This window comes from Streptomyces sp. DH41 (genome assembly GCF_029813785.1).
In the GTDB taxonomy this organism is placed as follows: Bacteria; Actinomycetota; Actinomycetes; order Streptomycetales; family Streptomycetaceae; genus Streptomyces.
On sequence record NZ_JARVKY010000016.1, the window covers coordinates 182,683 to 199,133 of the forward strand.

General features: G+C 74.2%; 15 protein-coding genes. 6 read left to right on the forward strand and 9 right to left on the reverse strand.

Going from position 1 to position 16,451, the window contains the following annotated elements; genetic code table 11:
• Positions 1-113 precede the first annotated feature (113 nt).
• On the reverse strand, positions 114-2,198 hold the full coding sequence (locus QC283_RS25170) for a HelD family protein (protein WP_279563939.1): 2,085 nt from the start codon (positions 2,196-2,198) through the stop codon (positions 114-116).
• A 276-nt stretch (positions 2,199-2,474) separates the two neighbouring features.
• Here QC283_RS25170 and QC283_RS25175 point away from each other — a divergent pair, with 276 nt between their 5' ends.
• Complete coding sequence (locus QC283_RS25175; RefSeq protein ID WP_279563940.1) at positions 2,475-2,660, forward strand: hypothetical protein; 186 nt, start codon at positions 2,475-2,477, stop codon at positions 2,658-2,660.
• A 98-nt stretch (positions 2,661-2,758) separates the two neighbouring features.
• A complete protein-coding gene (locus QC283_RS25180) occupies positions 2,759-3,148 on the forward strand; it encodes a hypothetical protein (RefSeq protein ID WP_279563941.1) in 390 nt (129 codons plus the stop codon).
• 13 nt (positions 3,149-3,161) lie between these two features.
• Here the strand turns inward: QC283_RS25180 and QC283_RS25185 are convergent, their stop codons facing one another.
• The 3 genes from QC283_RS25185 to QC283_RS25195 form a co-directional block, all read right to left on the reverse strand.
• The gene (locus tag QC283_RS25185; protein ID WP_279563942.1) at positions 3,162-4,805 is read right to left on the reverse strand and encodes a DNA repair helicase XPB; all 1,644 of its coding nucleotides are present in this window, start codon (positions 4,803-4,805) and stop codon (positions 3,162-3,164) included.
• An 88-nt stretch (positions 4,806-4,893) separates the two neighbouring features.
• Positions 4,894-5,181 carry a hypothetical protein gene (locus tag QC283_RS25190; protein WP_279563943.1) on the reverse strand — a complete coding sequence of 96 codons (288 nt, stop codon included), beginning with the start codon at positions 5,179-5,181 and terminating at the stop codon, positions 4,894-4,896.
• 521 nt (positions 5,182-5,702) lie between these two features.
• The gene (locus QC283_RS25195; RefSeq protein ID WP_279563944.1) at positions 5,703-8,306 is read right to left on the reverse strand and encodes a helicase C-terminal domain-containing protein; all 2,604 of its coding nucleotides are present in this window, start codon (positions 8,304-8,306) and stop codon (positions 5,703-5,705) included.
• A 131-nt stretch (positions 8,307-8,437) separates the two neighbouring features.
• On the opposite strand from QC283_RS25195, the gene QC283_RS25200 reads away from it, so the two are divergent.
• Together QC283_RS25200 and QC283_RS25205 are read left to right on the forward strand one after the other, a co-directional pair.
• Entirely contained in the window at positions 8,438-9,553 is a 1,116-nt protein-coding gene (locus QC283_RS25200) for a hypothetical protein (RefSeq protein WP_279563945.1), read from the forward strand.
• A 29-nt stretch (positions 9,554-9,582) separates the two neighbouring features.
• Positions 9,583-10,251 carry an HAD family hydrolase gene (locus QC283_RS25205; protein WP_279563946.1) on the forward strand — a complete coding sequence of 223 codons (669 nt, stop codon included), beginning with the start codon at positions 9,583-9,585 and terminating at the stop codon, positions 10,249-10,251.
• On the opposite strand, the gene QC283_RS25210 is transcribed toward QC283_RS25205, so the two are convergent.
• Positions 10,194-10,478: a hypothetical protein gene (locus QC283_RS25210; protein ID WP_279563947.1), complete on the reverse strand. Its 285-nt coding sequence runs from the start codon at positions 10,476-10,478 to the stop codon at positions 10,194-10,196. The two genes, QC283_RS25205 and QC283_RS25210, sit on opposite strands and share 58 nt — an antisense overlap.
• 162 nt (positions 10,479-10,640) lie before the next feature.
• On the opposite strand from QC283_RS25210, the gene QC283_RS25215 reads away from it, so the two are divergent.
• On the forward strand, positions 10,641-11,024 hold the full coding sequence (locus QC283_RS25215) for a cold-shock protein (RefSeq protein WP_053132946.1): 384 nt from the start codon (positions 10,641-10,643) through the stop codon (positions 11,022-11,024).
• 16 nt (positions 11,025-11,040) lie between these two features.
• Here QC283_RS25215 and QC283_RS25220 read toward each other — a convergent pair whose 3' ends face one another.
• The 4 genes from QC283_RS25220 to QC283_RS25235 are packed head-to-tail and all read right to left on the reverse strand — an operon-like array spanning position 11,041 to position 14,572.
• Positions 11,041-11,889, reverse strand: a complete 849-nt coding sequence (locus QC283_RS25220) for a 1,4-dihydroxy-6-naphthoate synthase (protein ID WP_279563948.1) — start codon at positions 11,887-11,889, stop codon at positions 11,041-11,043.
• Positions 11,879-12,628, reverse strand: a complete 750-nt coding sequence (locus QC283_RS25225; RefSeq protein ID WP_279563949.1) for a futalosine hydrolase — start codon at positions 12,626-12,628, stop codon at positions 11,879-11,881. Before QC283_RS25225 ends, QC283_RS25220 begins: the two co-directional genes overlap by 11 nt.
• Complete coding sequence (locus QC283_RS25230) at positions 12,598-13,086, reverse strand: DUF2771 domain-containing protein (protein ID WP_279563950.1); 489 nt, start codon at positions 13,084-13,086, stop codon at positions 12,598-12,600. The genes QC283_RS25225 and QC283_RS25230 overlap by 31 nt, the downstream gene beginning before the upstream one ends.
• Before the next feature lie 58 nt (positions 13,087-13,144).
• Positions 13,145-14,572, reverse strand: a complete 1,428-nt coding sequence (locus tag QC283_RS25235; RefSeq protein ID WP_279563951.1) for an MFS transporter — start codon at positions 14,570-14,572, stop codon at positions 13,145-13,147.
• Between the two features lie 344 nt (positions 14,573-14,916).
• On the opposite strand from QC283_RS25235, the gene QC283_RS25240 reads away from it, so the two are divergent.
• Positions 14,917-15,843, forward strand: coding sequence for a DUF3027 domain-containing protein (locus tag QC283_RS25240; RefSeq protein WP_279563952.1), 927 nt, complete (start codon positions 14,917-14,919; stop codon positions 15,841-15,843).
• Positions 15,844-16,451 lie beyond the last annotated feature (608 nt).

Genomic DNA, 16,451 nt, shown 5'->3' on the forward strand with positions numbered 1-16,451 from the left:
GCGCGGACCGCGTCGGCCGGGTGCCGCCGCGCCGACCCTGGCTGCACGGTTGTCCGCGGTGACGCGGCCCGTGGCCCGCGGCTACGCACCGGGTGCCGAGCAGCGCGCGGCCGCTACGTCAGCTGCGGCGGCAGCTCCGTCCCGTGCGTCACGATCAACCCCGACACCGCGCGGGTCAGACAGACGTACAGGCGCCGCAGTCCCGTCCGCTCGTCCGGCTCGCCGTCGACCACGGCCCGCGGCTCGTCCAGGACCACGTAGTCGTACTCCAGGCCCTTGGCCAGCGAGGCCGGCACCAGGGTCAGGCGGGTGGCGTGGGTCGTCTCCTCGCCCGGGCCGATGAAACCGATCCCCGCCGCCCCGAGGGCCTCCGCCAGCTCCGGCACCCGCGCGTCGGCGGCGATCAGACCGACCGAGCCCTCGCGCCCCAGCAGCTCGCGGCAGGCGGACACCACGTCCGCCGTCCCCCGCGCCGTCCCGTCCGTGGTCGCACGGATGTCGAAGAAGCCCGGGTTCTCACGGATCGACGCCACCGGCGTCAGGCCCGGCGCGATGTGCGGCAGCAGCCGGGAGGCGTACGCGATGACGTCCGTCGGCACGCGGAAACCGGCCGTCAGCTCCTCGACCACGGCCTCCCCCTTGCCCATGTGCGCCAGCGCGTCGGACCAGCTCCGCGTCGCCCACGGCGTGGTGCCCTGCGCCAGGTCGCCGAGGACGGTCGCCGAGCCGGTGGTGCAGCGCCGGCCCACCGCGCGGTACTGCATCGGGGAGAGGTCCTGCGCCTCGTCGAGGACCACGTGCCCGAGGGAGTGGGTGCGCTCGACGAGGTCGGTGGCCTCGTCGATCAGCACGGCGTCGGCGGGTGACCACTGGGCGGACTTCACCGAGCGGGCCGGCTTCGCCCACAGCACCGCCTTCCGCTCGTCCTCGGTGAGGACGCCCTCGGCGTGCTCGGCGAGGAAGTCCGCGTCGGACAGGAGCCGCAGGACGAGCTTCGCCGGCTCGACCGGCGGCCATACGGTCTTCACCGCCGCCTTCACGGCGGCGTTGCGCGCCACCGCGTTCTGCACCCGGTCGTCCGGCGCCTCGCCCGCCCGTTCCATCTGCACCAGCACCGCGTGCGCGATGCGCTGCGGTAGGGCCTCGCGGGCGGCGCCGTAGCGGATGCCGCGGGCGAGCAGCTCGCGGACGATCTCCTCCAGTTCGTACGCCGCCACCCGCCAGCGGCGCGAGCCGCGCACCACGACGATGCCCTCGGTGGGCAGGATGACGTGCGAGTAGAGGGCCCTGCGCAGTACGTCCGCCATCCGGGCGTCGCCCTTGATCACTGCTGTCGCCGCCTCGTCCGCGCCGCGCACCTCGACGTGCGCCACCAGGTCGTCGACGGTCGCCTGCCGGACCGTCAGCTCGCCGAGGGCCGGCAGCACCTGCTCGATGTAGTGCAGGAAGGACCTGTTCGGCCCGATGACGAGGGTGCCGGTGCGGGCGAGGCGCTCGCGGTGGGCGTAGAGGAGGTAGGCGACCCGGTGCAGGCCGACGGCGGTCTTCCCGGTGCCGGGGCCGCCCTGCACACAGACCGAACCGGCCAGCCCGGCCCGCACGATCTCGTCCTGCTCGGGCTGGATGGTCGCCACGATGTCGCGCATCGGGCCGACGCGGGGCCGCTCGATCTCCTGCTGGAGCAGCCTGCTGGTGAGGGCCGCCTCGGCCGGGTCGGACAGGTGCTCGTCCTCGTACGCCGTCAGGTCGCCGCCGGTGTAACCGAAGCGGCGGCGCAGCGCGACGTCCATCGGGTCCTTCTTCGAGGCCCGGTAGAACGGCTGCGAGACCGGCGCCCGCCAGTCGATCACCATCGGGTCGCCGTCCGTGTCGTGCACGTGCCGCCGCCCGACATGCAGTGTCTGATAAGCAGCCTCCGGCTGCGGGCGCTCGCCCTCCCCGCCCTCCGCCTGCTCGGCGCCCGGGGCGTGCAGGTAGTCGAGCCGGCCGAAGAACAGCGGGGTCTCGCTGAGGTCGGCCAGCGCCTTGACGCGCTCCTCGATCTGGCTCTCCAGCACGGCGGCGTTGACCCAGTTCGCGGTGACGTCGGTGATGTCGAGGGACTCGACGTCCTCGCGCATGGCGCGCAGCGCGGAACGCGAGGCGGCGAGGTGGGCGCGCTCTGTGGAGAGGGGGTCTTCGTGGACGGGCGTGGACAAGGGAGTGCCTCCGGATGACCTGCGATGCGGTGGGCGCTGGCTGCGCGCGGTGGGCCGGCCGGTTTCCGTCCGGACGGCGGCACTCCGTGGGGAGGCGGGCAAGAGCGGAGATTCTAGAGGGCCGAAGGCGGCGCGGGCCAACCGTTTTCCCGTCCCCTAGGGGATCGCGTCCTCCGTTCCGGGGGATGCGATCCCTCCAGGGTCGTAGTGCGGGTGCGCGGGGGCTCGGCCCTCGGACCGATGCCGGTACGGCGGTCGCGGTCGCACCATGGAGACATGAGCGCAGCAACCATCTCCCCCGTCCCGGCACCGGTCCGCGCGTCCGGTGCCACGCCCGTGGCCGGCAGCCACCGGCACCGGCTCGGTGACGCCGTGCGCGCCGTCAGGGTGTTCGCGGGCGCCGCCTTCGACGTGGTCGTACTCGGCGAGTACGGCGAGGAGGCCGGCGTCCGCCGCCGGTGACGTCCGCGTCGGCCGCCGCGCGGACTGAGTAGGCCCGCGTACCGGTCTGAGTACGTACGCCGGTGCGGGGGGACCGCACGCACGGCTTCACTGGCCGTATGAGCCCACAGCACCCCACGGCATGGCCGCCGTATCCGGCCGCCTGGCGGGAACCGCGCGACCGGCGGGACCGCACGGCGTGGATCGCGCCGACCGTCGCCACCGTGCTCCTGACGGTCCTGGTGCCGACGGCGGCGTTCCTCGGCCTGCTGTCGGTCATGGCGACCGACAGCTGCGGAGCCGACTGCCCGCAGGCGCTGACGACCTCGCTGACGCTGATCTACGGGACCCTGTTCTTCGGCGCCTTCGTCACCCACGGGGCCTGGGTCGCCGCCTGGGCGCTGCCCTGGACCCGGCGCTGGTCCGCCCCGCGGATCTGGATGGCCGCGCTTTCGCTGCTGCCGCCGGTGTTCGTCCTGATCCTGGTGTTCACCCTCCCCGGAGCCTGACCGGGGCGTCCGCTCAGCCCTCCGCCAGCAGCTCGTCCGCGTCCATGATCCGGTACGCGTAGCCCTGCTCCGCCAGGAAGCGCTGGCGGTGGGCGGCGAAGTCCTGGTCGAGGGTGTCGCGGGCGACGACCGAGTAGAAGTGCGCCTGGTGGCCGTCGGCCTTCGGACGCAGCACCCGGCCGAGCCGCTGGGCCTCCTCCTGCCGGGACCCGAAGGTGCCCGACACCTGGATGGCGACGGTCGCCTCCGGTAGGTCGATGGAGAAGTTCGCGACCTTCGACACGACCAGCACGCTGATCTCGCCCTGGCGGAAGGACTCGAAGAGCTTCTCCCGCTGGGCGTTGGACGTCTCGCCCTTGATGACCGGCGCGCCCAGGTGCTCGCCCAGCTCGTCGAGCTGGTCGATGTACTGGCCGATGACGAGGATCTGCTGCCCGGCGAAGCGCCGCACGATCGCCTCCGTCACCTTCCGCTTGGTGGCGGTCGTCGCGCAGAAGCGGTACTTCTCCTCCGTCTCGGCGGTGGCGTACGCGAGACGCTCGGAGTCGGTGAGGTTGACCCGGACCTCCACGCAGTCGGCGGGCGCGATGTAGCCCTGCGCCTCGATCTCCTTCCACGGCGCGTCGAAACGCTTCGGGCCGATGAGGGAGAACACGTCCGACTCGCGGCCGTCCTCGCGGACCAGGGTCGCGGTCAGACCGAGCCGGCGCCGCGCCTGGAGGTCGGCGGTGAACTTGAAGACCGGCGCCGGCAGCAGGTGCACCTCGTCGTAGACGACCAGTCCCCAGTCCCGGGAGTCGAAGAGCTCCAGGTGCGGGTAGACGCCCTTCCGCTTCGTCGTCAGCACCTGGTACGTGGCGATGGTGACGGGCCGGATCTCCTTCTTCGTCCCGCTGTACTCGCCGATCTCCTCCTCGGTGAGGGAGGTCCGCTTCACCAGCTCGTGCTTCCACTGCCGGGCGGAGACGGTGTTCGTCACCAGGATCAGCGTCGTCGACTTGGCCTGCGCCATCGAACCGGCGCCGACCAGCGTCTTCCCGGCGCCGCAGGGGAGTACGACGACACCGCTGCCGCCGTGCCAGAAGTTCTCCACCGCCTGCTTCTGGTAGGGCCGCAGCGTCCAGCCGTCCTCGGCCAGCTCGATCGGGTGCGCCTCGCCGTCGACGTACCCGGCGAGGTCCTCGGCGGGCCAGCCCAGCTTCAGCAGCGTCTGCTTGATCTGCCCGCGCTCGGAGGGGTGCACGGCCACCGTGTCGGGGTCGATGCGGTTGCCGACGAGCGGCGCGATCCGCTTCGACTTCAGGACCTCCTCCAGCACCGGCCGGTCGGTGGTCGTCAGGACCAGTCCGTGCGCCGGGTGCTTGGACAGGGTGAGGCGGCCGTAGCGGTCCATCGTCTCGGCGATGTCGACGAGCAGCGCGTGCGGCACCGGGTAGCGGCTGTACTCGACGAGCGCGTCCACGACCTGCTCGGCGTCGTGGCCCGCCGCCCGCGCGTTCCACAGGCCGAGCGGGGTCACCCGGTAGGTGTGGATGTGCTCCGGCGCCCGCTCCAGTTCGGCGAAGGGCGCGATGGCCCGACGGCACTCGCCGGCCCGCTCGTGGTCGACTTCGAGGAGCAGGGTCTTGTCGGACTGGACGATCAGCGGACCATTCACGGGCGGCACCCTTTCGCGCGCGTACGGCCGACAGTGACTGGACGGATCGGCCAAACGTCCAGTGTGCCTGATCCGTAGCCCGGCGGGCCTAGCGAAGAGTGAGGTTGTTGATCAGCGGGCCCTCGATGGTGATCCCCTCCGTGACCAGGGACTCGATGCCGGTGGCCGGCAGGGGCAGGGGCAGCGCGGCGGCCTTGGGGGCGAGCGCGCCGAACAGCGCCGCGGCGGTGATCAGGGCGGCGACGGAGACGGCGACGGCGTTGCGGGCGGCGTTGCGGGCGGCGGACTGGTCGGTGGGGTGGCTGGTGGAGCGGTCGGCGGACCGGTCGGTGGGGTGGCTGGTGGAGCGGTCGGGACCGGGGAGCTCGGAGCGCATGGGGGTGTCCGGCCTTTCGTGATCACGCGGGGGCGTGCGGGGGAGGAATCCGGAGCGGGCCGGGCCCAGGGGGACTGGGGACCCGGCCCGCCGACGGGGTTGCCGACCGGAGGGGCCGGCGAGGGATCAGAGGATGGTCACAGCACGGTCAGAGGACCACGCCTCCGCCGAGGTCGATGCCGATCGCGGCGGCCTCGGCGGCGAACGCCGCGACGAGGGTGGCGGTGGAGGCCAGGACGGTGGCGACGCGGCGAACTGCGGTACGCATCGGGTTCTCCCTTTCGGTTGGTTTGCAGGGCATCCGGTGGCTGCCCGAGTGCCGTCGAACCGATGCGGAATATGAAAAAAGCTCCCTCTCAGGTGCGAATCACCCGGCGTGGCGTGCATGAACCACCGCGTACGCCCGAAAGTGCCCAAGATGTCGGAATCATGGTCGGACGCGCGTAAAACCCCGGAGGGGCCCGAGCGTCACGTCAGCGCAGGCCACACAGCACGTCACGGCACGCGGACGGAGCGTCACCTCACGTCGCGTCGTCCGCGAGCTCGGCCACCCCGGTGATCCGGTGCAGCGGATACGTGCGCACCTCGTCCGCCGTGTGGTCGTACGCCGTCACGAAGCCGCCCTCGACCCGGATCGGGGCGATGACGCGCTGGCTGGCGGCGCCCTCGGCGTTCACGTAGCCGATCCACAGCGCCTCGCCGGTCATGACGGCCGCCTGCATGGTGGCGAGGGTCTCGGCGGCACCGGTACGGGGCAGTCCGCCCGCCGCCGGCGCGTCGCCCGCACCGCTCCCGGGGCCCGGCTTGCGCGGGGCCGTGGCGGCCAGGTCGCCGGCCCGGACGGCGCGGATCGCCGCCGTCAGCAGCGTGTCGTCGGGCACCGGCGGACCGTCCGGTACCGGCTCCGGCGCCGTCCGCGGCGGTGTGCGGTGGGCGTCGGCGCGCGCGATCAGCACGTCGCCCCCGGCGGACTCGGCGGCCGGCGCGAACCCCATCGCGCGCAGCCCCTCCAGCAGCGCCGCCGGGTCGGCCTGCGCGGCCAGCACGGTCGGCGCCAGACGGCGCAGGGCGAGACCGGAGGCCCGCTTGTCGGCGAGGATCTCGTCCAGCGTCGTGTCGTCGTCACAGCGCACGTACGCCGAGGCCGCGCCCACCCGCAGCCGCCCGTGCCGCCGGGCCACGTCGTCGATCAGGTACGTGAGCGGCTGCGGCACCGGCGTGCGGGAGTGCCGCGCCAGGAAGGTGTGCAGGTCGGCGGCGGCCTGCCCGGAATCCAGCGCGCGGCGCACCGAGCCCGGCGTGAACCGGTAGACGGTCGCCCCGCCCTTGGACTCCACGTCCGCGAGCACCCCCAGCAGATCGGCCAGCGGGCGCTCCAGGGGGCCCGGCGCCACCGCCGTCAGGTCGGCCTGGAGCAGTACGTGGTCCAGCGGTTCGGGGAAGAGCGGAGCGAGCAGCCGGGCGGCCCGCGCGGTGGCGGCGGCCCGTTCGGCGGGGGTCGCGGGCGCGGGCACGGGCGGGGTGCGGTGATGGTGGACGGGGAGCTTGTCACCGGGACCCTCCGGCGCCCCGGACGCCCCGGACGCCCCGGACGCCTCGGCCGCCTCGACCGCACGAGGCGGTTCGGGCGCCCCGATCAGCGCCCGTCCCGGCGCGGCCAGCGCGCCGCGCCCGGTGACGCCCAGCAGCTCGGCCTCCGACAGCGTCCAGCGGGCCAGCCGCGTACGCAGGTCGTCGTCCTGGCCCTCGCGTCCGTCCCGCCGCGGGCCGCGCAGCGGACGTTCCCAGCGCAGCCGGGCCAGCACCGACTCCTCGGTGGGCGAGGCGCCCTCGGGCAGCCCCGCCAGCAGGGCCAGCACCCGGTGCCGTACCTCCGGCGCCGCCGAACGGTCCAGGTTCGGGCCCAGCGCCGAGAGCGTACGGTCCTTCGCGTCCCGCCCGCCGACCACACCCGGCGTGCGGGTGGCCGTCAGCCAGGTCCCGGCGAGCCGCGCCCAGCGCTCCGCGGTGGGCAGCTCCCGCCACTCGTCGTACGCCGGGGTCGCCGCGTACCGCTCGTCCTCCGCGCCGTCGGAGGCGATCAGCCCGGCCGCGTAGGCCAGCTCGGCCCAGAACGCGGCCACCGGCTCGGGCACGTCCAGCGCGACGGCCGTCCGCTTCAGGTCGCGCACGCTCAGCCCGCCGGCCCGCAGCACCGCCGGACCGCCCTCGTCCCACTCCTTCAGCAGGTCCTCGACGGTCGCCAGCGCCGTCAGGGCCTGTCCGGCCGCGGTGGCGTCCACAACCTGTGGACGGTGCGCGGCGGCGGCCTCCACCGGCGGCGGCACCGGCTCCGGCGCGCGGTGCGCCCGGCCCCCGCGCAGGTGCAGGGCGACCTCGCGGGGCAGGACGACCGTGCCGGGCGCGGTCGGCAGCAGCAGGCCGCGGTCCAGCAGGTGGCGCAGATGCGGCGCGGGATCGTGGGTGACCTGTCCGTAGGGCGGCCCCCACACCAGCCGGGCCAGCACCTCCCGGGACTCCTCGGGCGGTTCGGCCAGGAGCGCCGCCATCCGCGGCCGGTCGGCGAACAGCGCGCCGAGCGCGGACACGGCGGAGACGGAGTCGTGCGTCGAGGGCAGGCCGACGACGGCCAGGATCTCCTGGATCCGGCCCGGTGACATCCCCGCCGTCGCCTCCCGCACGGTGGGGCCGAGCCCCGTCGGGGACGGGTGCTGCGGGGAGGGCGCGAGCAGTTCGCGGGCGGTGCGCACCAGCCGCAGCCGGTCGTCGGCGCCCCACACCAGGGCCTGTTCGCGCAGCAGGGCGACGGCCCGGGGCAGGGCGGCCGAGACGACGGGATCGCCCTCGTCACCGGCCATGAGGCGGACCAGCTCCTCGTACGGCGCCGGATCCGCCGCCACGGCCAGTGCCTCGGCCGTCTGCAGCGTGAACCGGTCCAGCCGCTCCAGGGCGCGCACGACGGATGCGCGGGTGCCCGCGCGGGTGGCGAGCTGCGTGAGGTCCGTGGGCACGGGGGTGATGAGGTCGGGACGGCTGCGCAGGAGGGCGGCAAGCGAGACGTCGTCCCTGACGCGGAGCGCCTCCGCGAGGGACCGGGGGGCCGCGGACTTCTCCTCGGTGCTCATCCGGCCCACGTTAGCGGGTGGGTACGGCGGCGGTGTGCGCGTGCGCTCGCGCGGTGCGCGTCCGCCCCGCACGGGAGGATTGGATACCTTCGTCCGACGGCGTACCACAACACACCGCCCCGGAGGGCTCCGTGGGGATCGAGAGCGACCAGGTCGTCTACGAGTATCTGAGCCGCGTCGGCGACGTGGCCCAGCAACGGCAGTTGCCGTCGGCCACGCGCATGCGGCTGGTCTCCGAGCTGCGCAACGAGATCGACCGGCACCGTGCCAAGACCACTGTGGACAGTCCCGCCGCCGTCCGTCGCATCCTGGACCGGCTCGGCAGCCCCTACGACATCGTCGACGCGGCGGGCGGCACGAGCGGCGGGAGCGGCCCGGGCGGTGCCCCGCAGCCGTCGGCGCCGCCGCCCGCCGCCGTGCCCGTGCAGCCGGAGGGCGGGCCTCGGAAGGCGGAGGGCGGGCCGCGGAAGCCGGGGGGCGGGCCGCGGAAGGCGGAGCGGCTCAAGGGCCTGCGGCGCGCCGTACCGCGCCCCCGCCCCGCCACGCCCGAGCCCGGGACGGCTCCCTCCCCGCCGCACCTGGCGGGCGCGGACGAGCTGGGGAGCGGCGGCGGCGTCCCGCAGCCGGACTGGTGGCGGGTCGACAACGGCCCGTTCGGCGGTGGCCTCGACGGTGGCCTCGGGGGCGGCTTCGGGGGCGCCGGGGACAGCGTGCCGGGGTTCGTCGGCGGTGTGGAGATCCCCGAGCTGCTCAAGCCCCCGCCGCGCGACATGGGCGACGCGGCCGGGGCGGCGAGGAAGCACGGGGCCGCCGAGAAGGCGGAGGCGGTGGAGGAGGCCGGGGAACCGGCCGCCGTCGACACGGGCGGGGCCCGGCGCCGCCGCCTCCCCCGCCTGTGGCCCGAGGGCGGCTGGAACCACCCGCTGCTGCTGCTCGCCGCCGCCCTGCTGGTGGCCGGCGCCGTCGCCGGCAGCCTCGTCCCGCTGGGCCTGGGCTGGCTGATCGCCTACCTCTCCCGCCGCCTTACCCCGGCCCAGTCGAAGTGGGCGGTACTGGGCCTGCCCGGCACGGTCGCCGCCGGCGGCGTCGTCTGGCTGTGGGGCCGCACGGAGGGCCGCTGGGGCGCCCCGATCGCCGAGGGCCACATGAACGACGCCGTCGCGGAGACCTGGCCCCTGGTCCTGCGCACGGCCGCCGTCGCCACGGCCCTGTACCTCCTCTGGCGCTCCCGCCGCCCCCGGAGCTGACCCGCGGGACGTCCCGGCACAATGGGGCCATGGCCTCCACGACCCGCCCCGCGCCCACCGTCGGTTTCGATCTCGACATGACGCTGATCGACTCACGCCCCGGCATCCGCGCCTGCTACCTGGCGCTGACCGAGCGGACGGGGACGTACGTCGACGCCGACCTGGCCGTCACGCGGCTCGGGCCCCCGCTGGAGGAGGAGCTGGCCCACTGGTTCCCGGCCGAGGAGATCGCCGCCACCGCCGATCTGTACCGGGAGATGTACCCGGCGTACGCCGTCGCCGCCACGCCCGCGCTGCCCGGCGCCCGGGAGGCGATCGCCGCCGTGCGCGAGGCCGGCGGACGGGCGATCGTCGTCACCGCCAAGTACGAGCCCAACGCCAAGCTGCACCTGGCCCACCTCGGCATGGAACCGGACGCCGTGATCGGCGGCCTGTGGGCCGAGCAGAAGGCCGTGGCGCTGCGCGAGCACGGCGCGGACGTGTACGTCGGCGACCACACCGGCGACGTACGCGGCGCGCGCACCGCCGGAGCCCACGCCGTGGCCGTGGCCAGCGGCCCGTGCGGCGCGGAGGAACTGCGCGCGGCCGGCGCCGACGTCGTCCTCGCCGACCTGACGGAGTTCCCGGAATGGCTCGCGGGCTACCGCGACGGTGACGGCGAAGGCGACGCCGAAGGGCTCGACGCGGCACGCGCCTGACGCCGGCCCGCGGTGATCGACTGGAACACCCCCGCACCGGCGATCAGGAAGCCCACTCCCATCAGCATGCTCAACACGAACATGTAGGTGGGAAAGGGCGTCGTCCCCAGAAACAGCGGGGCCACCGTGACCAGTGTGGCCACGGTACCGATGAAGAAGACGATCGCACCGGCGCGGATCAGTCGGTCACCGGGCGCGGCGGAATTCGTTTGGGTTTTGTCACGCACCCGACCAGGGTAGTTCCCAGGCCTGAAGAACGACCGGGGGACGTCTTGTCACCGGCCCGGACACCATTAGCCTTGGTACCGGCGGGTCCGGACGACCCGCCCAAGTGCTATCAGAAGCCGTTTCCGAGCAGTTTTCCGACGAGTACGAGGACGAGGACAGACGTGCCTACCGGCAAGGTCAAGTGGTTCAACAGTGAGAAGGGCTTCGGCTTTCTCTCCCGCGACGACGGCGGTGACGTCTTCGTCCATTCCTCGGTCCTCCCCGCCGGAGTCGAGGCACTGAAGCCGGGCCAGCGCGTGGAGTTCGGCGTCGTCGCCGGGCAGCGCGGCGACCAGGCCCTGTCCCTGACCCTGCTGGACCCGGCCCCGTCGGTCGCGGCCGCGCAGCGCAAGAAGCCGGACGAGCTGGCCTCCATCGTCCAGGACCTGACCACCCTCCTGGAGAACATCACCCCGATGCTGGAGCGCGGCCGCTACCCCGAGAAGACCGCCGGCAAGAAGATCGCCGGCCTGCTCCGCGCGGTCGCCGACCAGTTGGACGTCTGACCCCGCGCCTCACCCGTCAGGGGAACGCCAGCGCGTCCGGGCCGAGGGCCGGTACCAGTCCCTCGGCCGCCGCGCGGGTCAGCAGGCCCCGGATCGCCGCGTAGCCGTCCTCGCCGAGGTCGGCCGTGAACTCGTTGACGTACAGCCCGATGTGCTGGTCGGCGACGGCCGGGTCCATCTCCTGGGCGTGCTCCATGACGTACGGCCGGGACACCTCCGGGTCGTCCCAGGCCGCGCGGACGGACGTACGCACCGAGTCCGCCAGGCGCGTCAGCGTCTCCTCGCCCAGCGACCGCTTGGCGATGATCGCGCCGAGGGGGATCGGCAGCCCGGTGGTCCGCTCCCAGTGCTCGCCCATGTCGGCGAGCTTGTGCAGCCCGTAGTTCCGGTACGTGAAACGGGCCTCGTGGATCACCAGTCCCGCGTCGACCTTCCCGTCCCGCACCGCCGGCATGATCTCGTGGAACGGCATGACGACGATCTCGCCGACCCCTCCGGGCACGGTGTCCGCCGCCCACAGCCGGAACAGCAGGTACGCCGTCGACGTCTCGCTCGGCACCGCCACCGTGCGCCCGCGCAGGTCCGCGTCGGCCTCCCGGCTGAGCACCAGCGGCCCGCAGCCCCGGCCCAGCGCGCCCCCGCAGGGCAGCAGCGCGTACTCGCCGAGGACGTACGGCAGTACGGCGTACGACACCTTCAGTACGTCGAACTCGCCGCGTTCGGCCATGCCGTTGGTGATGTCGATGTCCGCGAACGTCACGTCGAGGGCGGGAGCGCCGGGGACCCGGCCGTGGGCCAGGGCGTCGAAGACGAAGGTGTCGTTCGGGCAGGGGGAGTACGCGATCTGCAAGGGCTCAGAGGTCATGTCGGTTCCAACTCGTGAGGACGGGTGCGAGCTTCCCGAAGGCGTCCGTCAGGGCCGCGAGCGCGTCGCCGATCCGCCAGGCGGCGCGGTCGCGCGGGCCGACCGGGTTGGAGACCGCGCGCAGTTCCAGTACGGGCACCCCGTGCGCGGCGGCCGCCTCGGCGACGCCGAAGCCCTCCATCGCCTCGGCCAGGGCGCGCGGGTGGCGGGCGCGCAGCAGTGCGGCGCGTTCGGCGGTGCCGGTGACGGTGGACCCGGTCAGGACGGTGCCGGGGCGGGCCCCGGTCGCGGTGGCGACGGCGGCGACGAGGCCGGCCGGCGGGTGGTGGGTGACGGTGCCGAAGCCGAGGTCGGTGACCGGCAGGAAACCGTCGGCCGTCTCGGCGCCCAGGTCGGCCGCGGTGATCTCGTCGGCGACGACGAGCGAGCCGACGGGCGCGTCCGGTACGAAGCCGCCGCCGATGCCGGTCGAGACGACCAGGCCGTAGGGCGCGGAGCCGAGGGCCGCGGCGGTCAGGGCGGCGGCGGTGGAGGCGGCGGCGAGGGCCGGGCCGACACCGGCGGCCAGCAGGTCCCAGCCGTCCGGGAGCCGTTGGAGGGCCACCCCGGGGGAGGACACCTCGGCGCCCCGCGCCGGGAACGCCCGAGCCACCGCGTCCCGTTCGACGGGGACCGCGGTGGCCACGAGGACGCGTAGGGAGGACGTGGTCAGCTGTCCTTCTTCAGCCTGAAGGACCACAGACCGGTGGCCTCCTCGCTGGCTTCCTTGCCGTCGCCCGCCTTGATCGTGACGAGCGTGGAGTCGCCCTGGGCGCCGTACTGGGCGTTGAAGAACACGCTGCCCGGGACCGTGCGGTACGTGTTGTCCGTGTCGTCGGTCAGCTGCTGACCGTTCATCAGGATCGTCCAGCGCTCGTCGGCGACCTCCGGGTCCACCCCGAAGCGCACGGTGTCGTCCGGGTTGACCGTGATGGACTCGACGTCGTCGTCCTGCAGGCACTTCTGGATCTCGGCGGTCTCCAGGACCTTGCCCTCCCCGCCGCAGGTGGCGTCGGAGCTGACCGAGTCACTGCCGACCGTGACCGTGGCCATGGGCGTCGGCTGGTCACAGGCGGACAGCAGGAGCAGTCCGGCGGATACGGCGCCGACGGCAGCGACGGCGCGGCGGCGTCGCACAGAGGATTGCAACGTGGTCATGGTCGAAGGCTATACGGCGCTCGAGGCCGTCCCCCCACCTGGGTACGGCGTGGCGTGGTCACGCCACTCTCGGCCGCGCCGCTCCTCCGTGCCGGGCCGAGTCGATCAGGCCCCGTACGGTCGTCAGCCACCCGGCGGCGATGATCGCGGCGGCCACCGACAGACCCAGCGTGCCGTTCAGCGGCAGCACGATGCCGACCGCTCCGCCGAGTACCCAGGAGACCTGGAGCAGCGTCTCCGAGCGCGCGAACGCCGAGGTGCGGACCTCTTCGGGCACGTCCCGCTGGATCAGCGCGTCCAGGGACAGCTTGGCCAGCGCCTGCGCGAACCCCGCGATCGCGGCCAGGCACGCCACCAGGACGGTGCTGAAGAACACCGCGGCCGTGACCGCCGCGCCCAGCACGATCGCGACGACCGTCACGATGATGATCTCCGGCGCCCGCGACCGCAGCCACGCGCCCACCGCCGTGCCCAGCGCGTTGCCCGCGCCGGCCGCGACACCCACGATGCCCAGCGACACGGCCGCGCTCTGCCCGGACAGCGGGTGCACGCGCAGCAGGAAGGCCAGGAAGAAGATCAGGAAGCCGGACAGGCAGCGGATCCCGGCGTTGGCGGCCAGCGCGTGCGTCACCGCCGGGCCCACCGTCCGCAGCCCGGGGCGCTTGCCCGGCCCCCGTAGCCGTTCTCGTAGCGGTCCCCGCAGTGACCCGTGCAGGTGCCCGTGCAGATGGTGCTCGTCGGCGGCGAGCAGCGCCCGGCTCTCACCGCGCGCCGAGTCCACCTTCGGCGGCAGCGTGAACGACAGGACGGTGCCCGCGACGAAGATCACGAAGGCGCCGTACAGCGGCCAGCGCGGCCCGACCTGCTGGAGTCCCGCCGCGATCGGCGCGGCGACGCCGGTGGCGAGCAGCCCGCACAGCGTGACCCGCGAGTTCGCCTTCACCAGGGAGAACCGGGGTGGCAGCAGCCGTGGCACCACGGCGCTTCTGACCACCCCGTACGCCTTCGAGGCGACCAGCACGCCGAGAGCGGCCGGGTACAACCCGATGCTGCCGCTGATGACCGCCCCGGACAGCACCAGCGCGAGCAGCGCCCGGGCGCCCATCGCGGCCGCCATCGCCGCGCGCCGGCCGTGCGGCAGGCGGTCCAGGAGCGGGCCGATCACCGGCGCGAGAAGCGTGAACGGGGCCATGGTGATGGCGAGGTAGAGCGCGACCCGGCCGCGCGCCTCGTCGGTGGGGACGGAGAAGAAGACGGTGGAGGCGAGCGCGACGGTGATCATGACGTCGCCGGCGCCGTTCACCCCGTGCAGCTCGATCAGCTTGCCGAGGCCGGACTCGCCGGCGCCGTGCGCGTGCGTCGCCCGGCGGATGCCGCGCGCGGTGCCGGTCACCGGCAGCCGCAGGGCGCGGCCGACCGCACGGAACCGGGAGCCGGGGCCGTGCCTCCGGCTCCCGCCCTTGAACTCCGTCCGTGCTGCTGCCACCCCGTCATAGTGCCCCGAGAGCGGGGGCTATAGCGTCGATACGGCACGTATGGCGGTGATCGAGTCGGGTGACACCGACTCCGGCGCCACCGGAGAACGTCAGGCCGTACCCCGCCGAAACTCCCGTCGGTGTAGGCCCAGCGCACATGAACAGGTAGCGTGCCTAGCGCGCCGTGGCGAACGTTCTCGGCCGCGCGCCTTACGGCCATCCCGCAGAATGGATGACGTAGGTGTGCCCGAGCGCGATCGGGCGCGGACGTCGACGCGGTCCACAGGTCCGCTCCGTCCGCCCCTCGCAGGCAGCGGCGCACTCGTGAGACGGCGTATGGAGAGAAGCGATACCTGTGAGCGCAGCGACAACGCGAAGCCGCACCCCTGACCGTCTGTGCGCCGAGGCCGTCGACCTCGCCCGTGCGGCAGCCGAGGAGGCCGCCGCACCCGGCGTCGTCGGCGAGCACGCCGGGCTGGTGTCGGAGGGTGACCGGGTCGTCACACATCATTTCGCCTGCAAGGAGCTCGGGTACCGGGGCTGGCGCTGGGCCGTGACCGTGGCCCGCGCCTCTCGCGCCAAGATCGTCACGGTGGACGAGGCGGTGCTGCTGCCCGGCCCGGACGCGCTGCTCGCCCCCGAGTGGGTGCCGTGGAGCGAGCGGCTGCGCCCCGGCGACATGGGCCCCGGCGACCTGCTGCCCACCGACGCGGAGGATCTGCGGCTGGAGCCCGGCTGGACCGGCGAGGACGAGCCGCCGCCGAACTCCGCCGTCTCCCACGAGATGGCCGACCTCGTGGAGGCCGAGGACGCCGAGGTCACGGCCGGGCCGCCCGCCGAGCTGTCGATCGTCCCGGCCCGCGGCACGATCTCCGCGGTCGCCGAGGAACTGGGCCTGCGCCGCACACGGGTGCTCTCCAGGTACGGCCTGCACATCGCCGCGGACCGGTGGGAGGAGGGCTTCGGCCCGAAGAGCGCGATGGCCCAGGCGGCCCCCGCGTCCTGCGAGAGCTGCGGCTTCCTGGCGCGTATCGGTGGCTCGCTGGGTCAGGCCTTCGGGGTGTGCGCCAACGAGTTCTCCCCGGCGGACGGGCGGGTGGTGTCGCTGGCCTACGGGTGCGGTGGGCACTCGGAGGCCGCGGTCATGCCGAAGCCGCCGCAGCCGGCTCCGCCGGTGATCGACGAGACGCGGGTCGACCCGTTCCCGCTGCGCCCGGCGCCGGACTCCGGGTCGGTGCCGGTGACTGAGGACGAGGCGTCGGCGGAGCTGGGGCACTCGTAGGCTCCGCTGCGGTTGGGGGACGTCGTGGCTCGCGTCCCCGGGGGCTGCGCCCCCTGCGTCCCCTGGGCCCCCTTCGGCCTTGAGGGCAGCCTGGTTCTCGAACGCCGGAGGGGCTGTGTGGGCGGCGCTCGGGGCTCCGTCGGTCCGGTCCGGGCGCTGTGTGACGCACGTCGAGGGTGCCGAGGGTGATGCCGCCCGGGCTCGGGGACGCGCGCCGGGGCGGGTCATGCCGGCTCGGGCCGAGTGATGCCGCGGGCGGTTCCCGCACGCCGAGGCGGGGAGGTCGTCGGGGCGGGGATTGCCGAGTGGGGTCCTGCACGCCGAGGTGGGGAGGTCGCCGGGGCGGTGGGGCTTGCGCGCTGGGGTGGGGTGCTTCGGAGCGGGTCGTGCCGGTCCGGGGCGAGTGTTGCCGCTGGGACGGGTCCTGCGTGCCGTAACGGGGGACGCGGGCCGGGGCGGGGGTGTTGTCGAGCCGGTTCCCGCACGCCGAGGTGGGGAGGTCGCCGGGGCGGTGGGGCTTGCGCGCTGGGGTGGGGTGCTTCGGAGCGGGTCGTGCCGGTCCGGGGCGAGTGTTGCCGCTGGGACGGGTCCTGCGTGCCGTAACGGGG

Coding starts and splice junctions, on each gene's coding strand:
- QC283_RS25175 (WP_279563940.1), top strand. CDS start 2,475: ATGAGCGCAGCAACCATCTCCCCCGTCCCGGCACCGGTCCGCGCGTCC.
- QC283_RS25230 (WP_279563950.1), bottom strand. CDS start 13,086: ATGACCACGTTGCAATCCTCTGTGCGACGCCGCCGCGCCGTCGCTGCC.
- QC283_RS25180 (WP_279563941.1), top strand. CDS start 2,759: ATGAGCCCACAGCACCCCACGGCATGGCCGCCGTATCCGGCCGCCTGG.
- QC283_RS25190 (WP_279563943.1), bottom strand. CDS start 5,181: ATGCGCTCCGAGCTCCCCGGTCCCGACCGCTCCACCAGCCACCCCACC.
- QC283_RS25205 (WP_279563946.1), top strand. CDS start 9,583: ATGGCCTCCACGACCCGCCCCGCGCCCACCGTCGGTTTCGATCTCGAC.
- QC283_RS25195 (WP_279563944.1), bottom strand. CDS start 8,306: ATGAGCACCGAGGAGAAGTCCGCGGCCCCCCGGTCCCTCGCGGAGGCG.
- QC283_RS25220 (WP_279563948.1), bottom strand. CDS start 11,889: ATGACCTCTGAGCCCTTGCAGATCGCGTACTCCCCCTGCCCGAACGAC.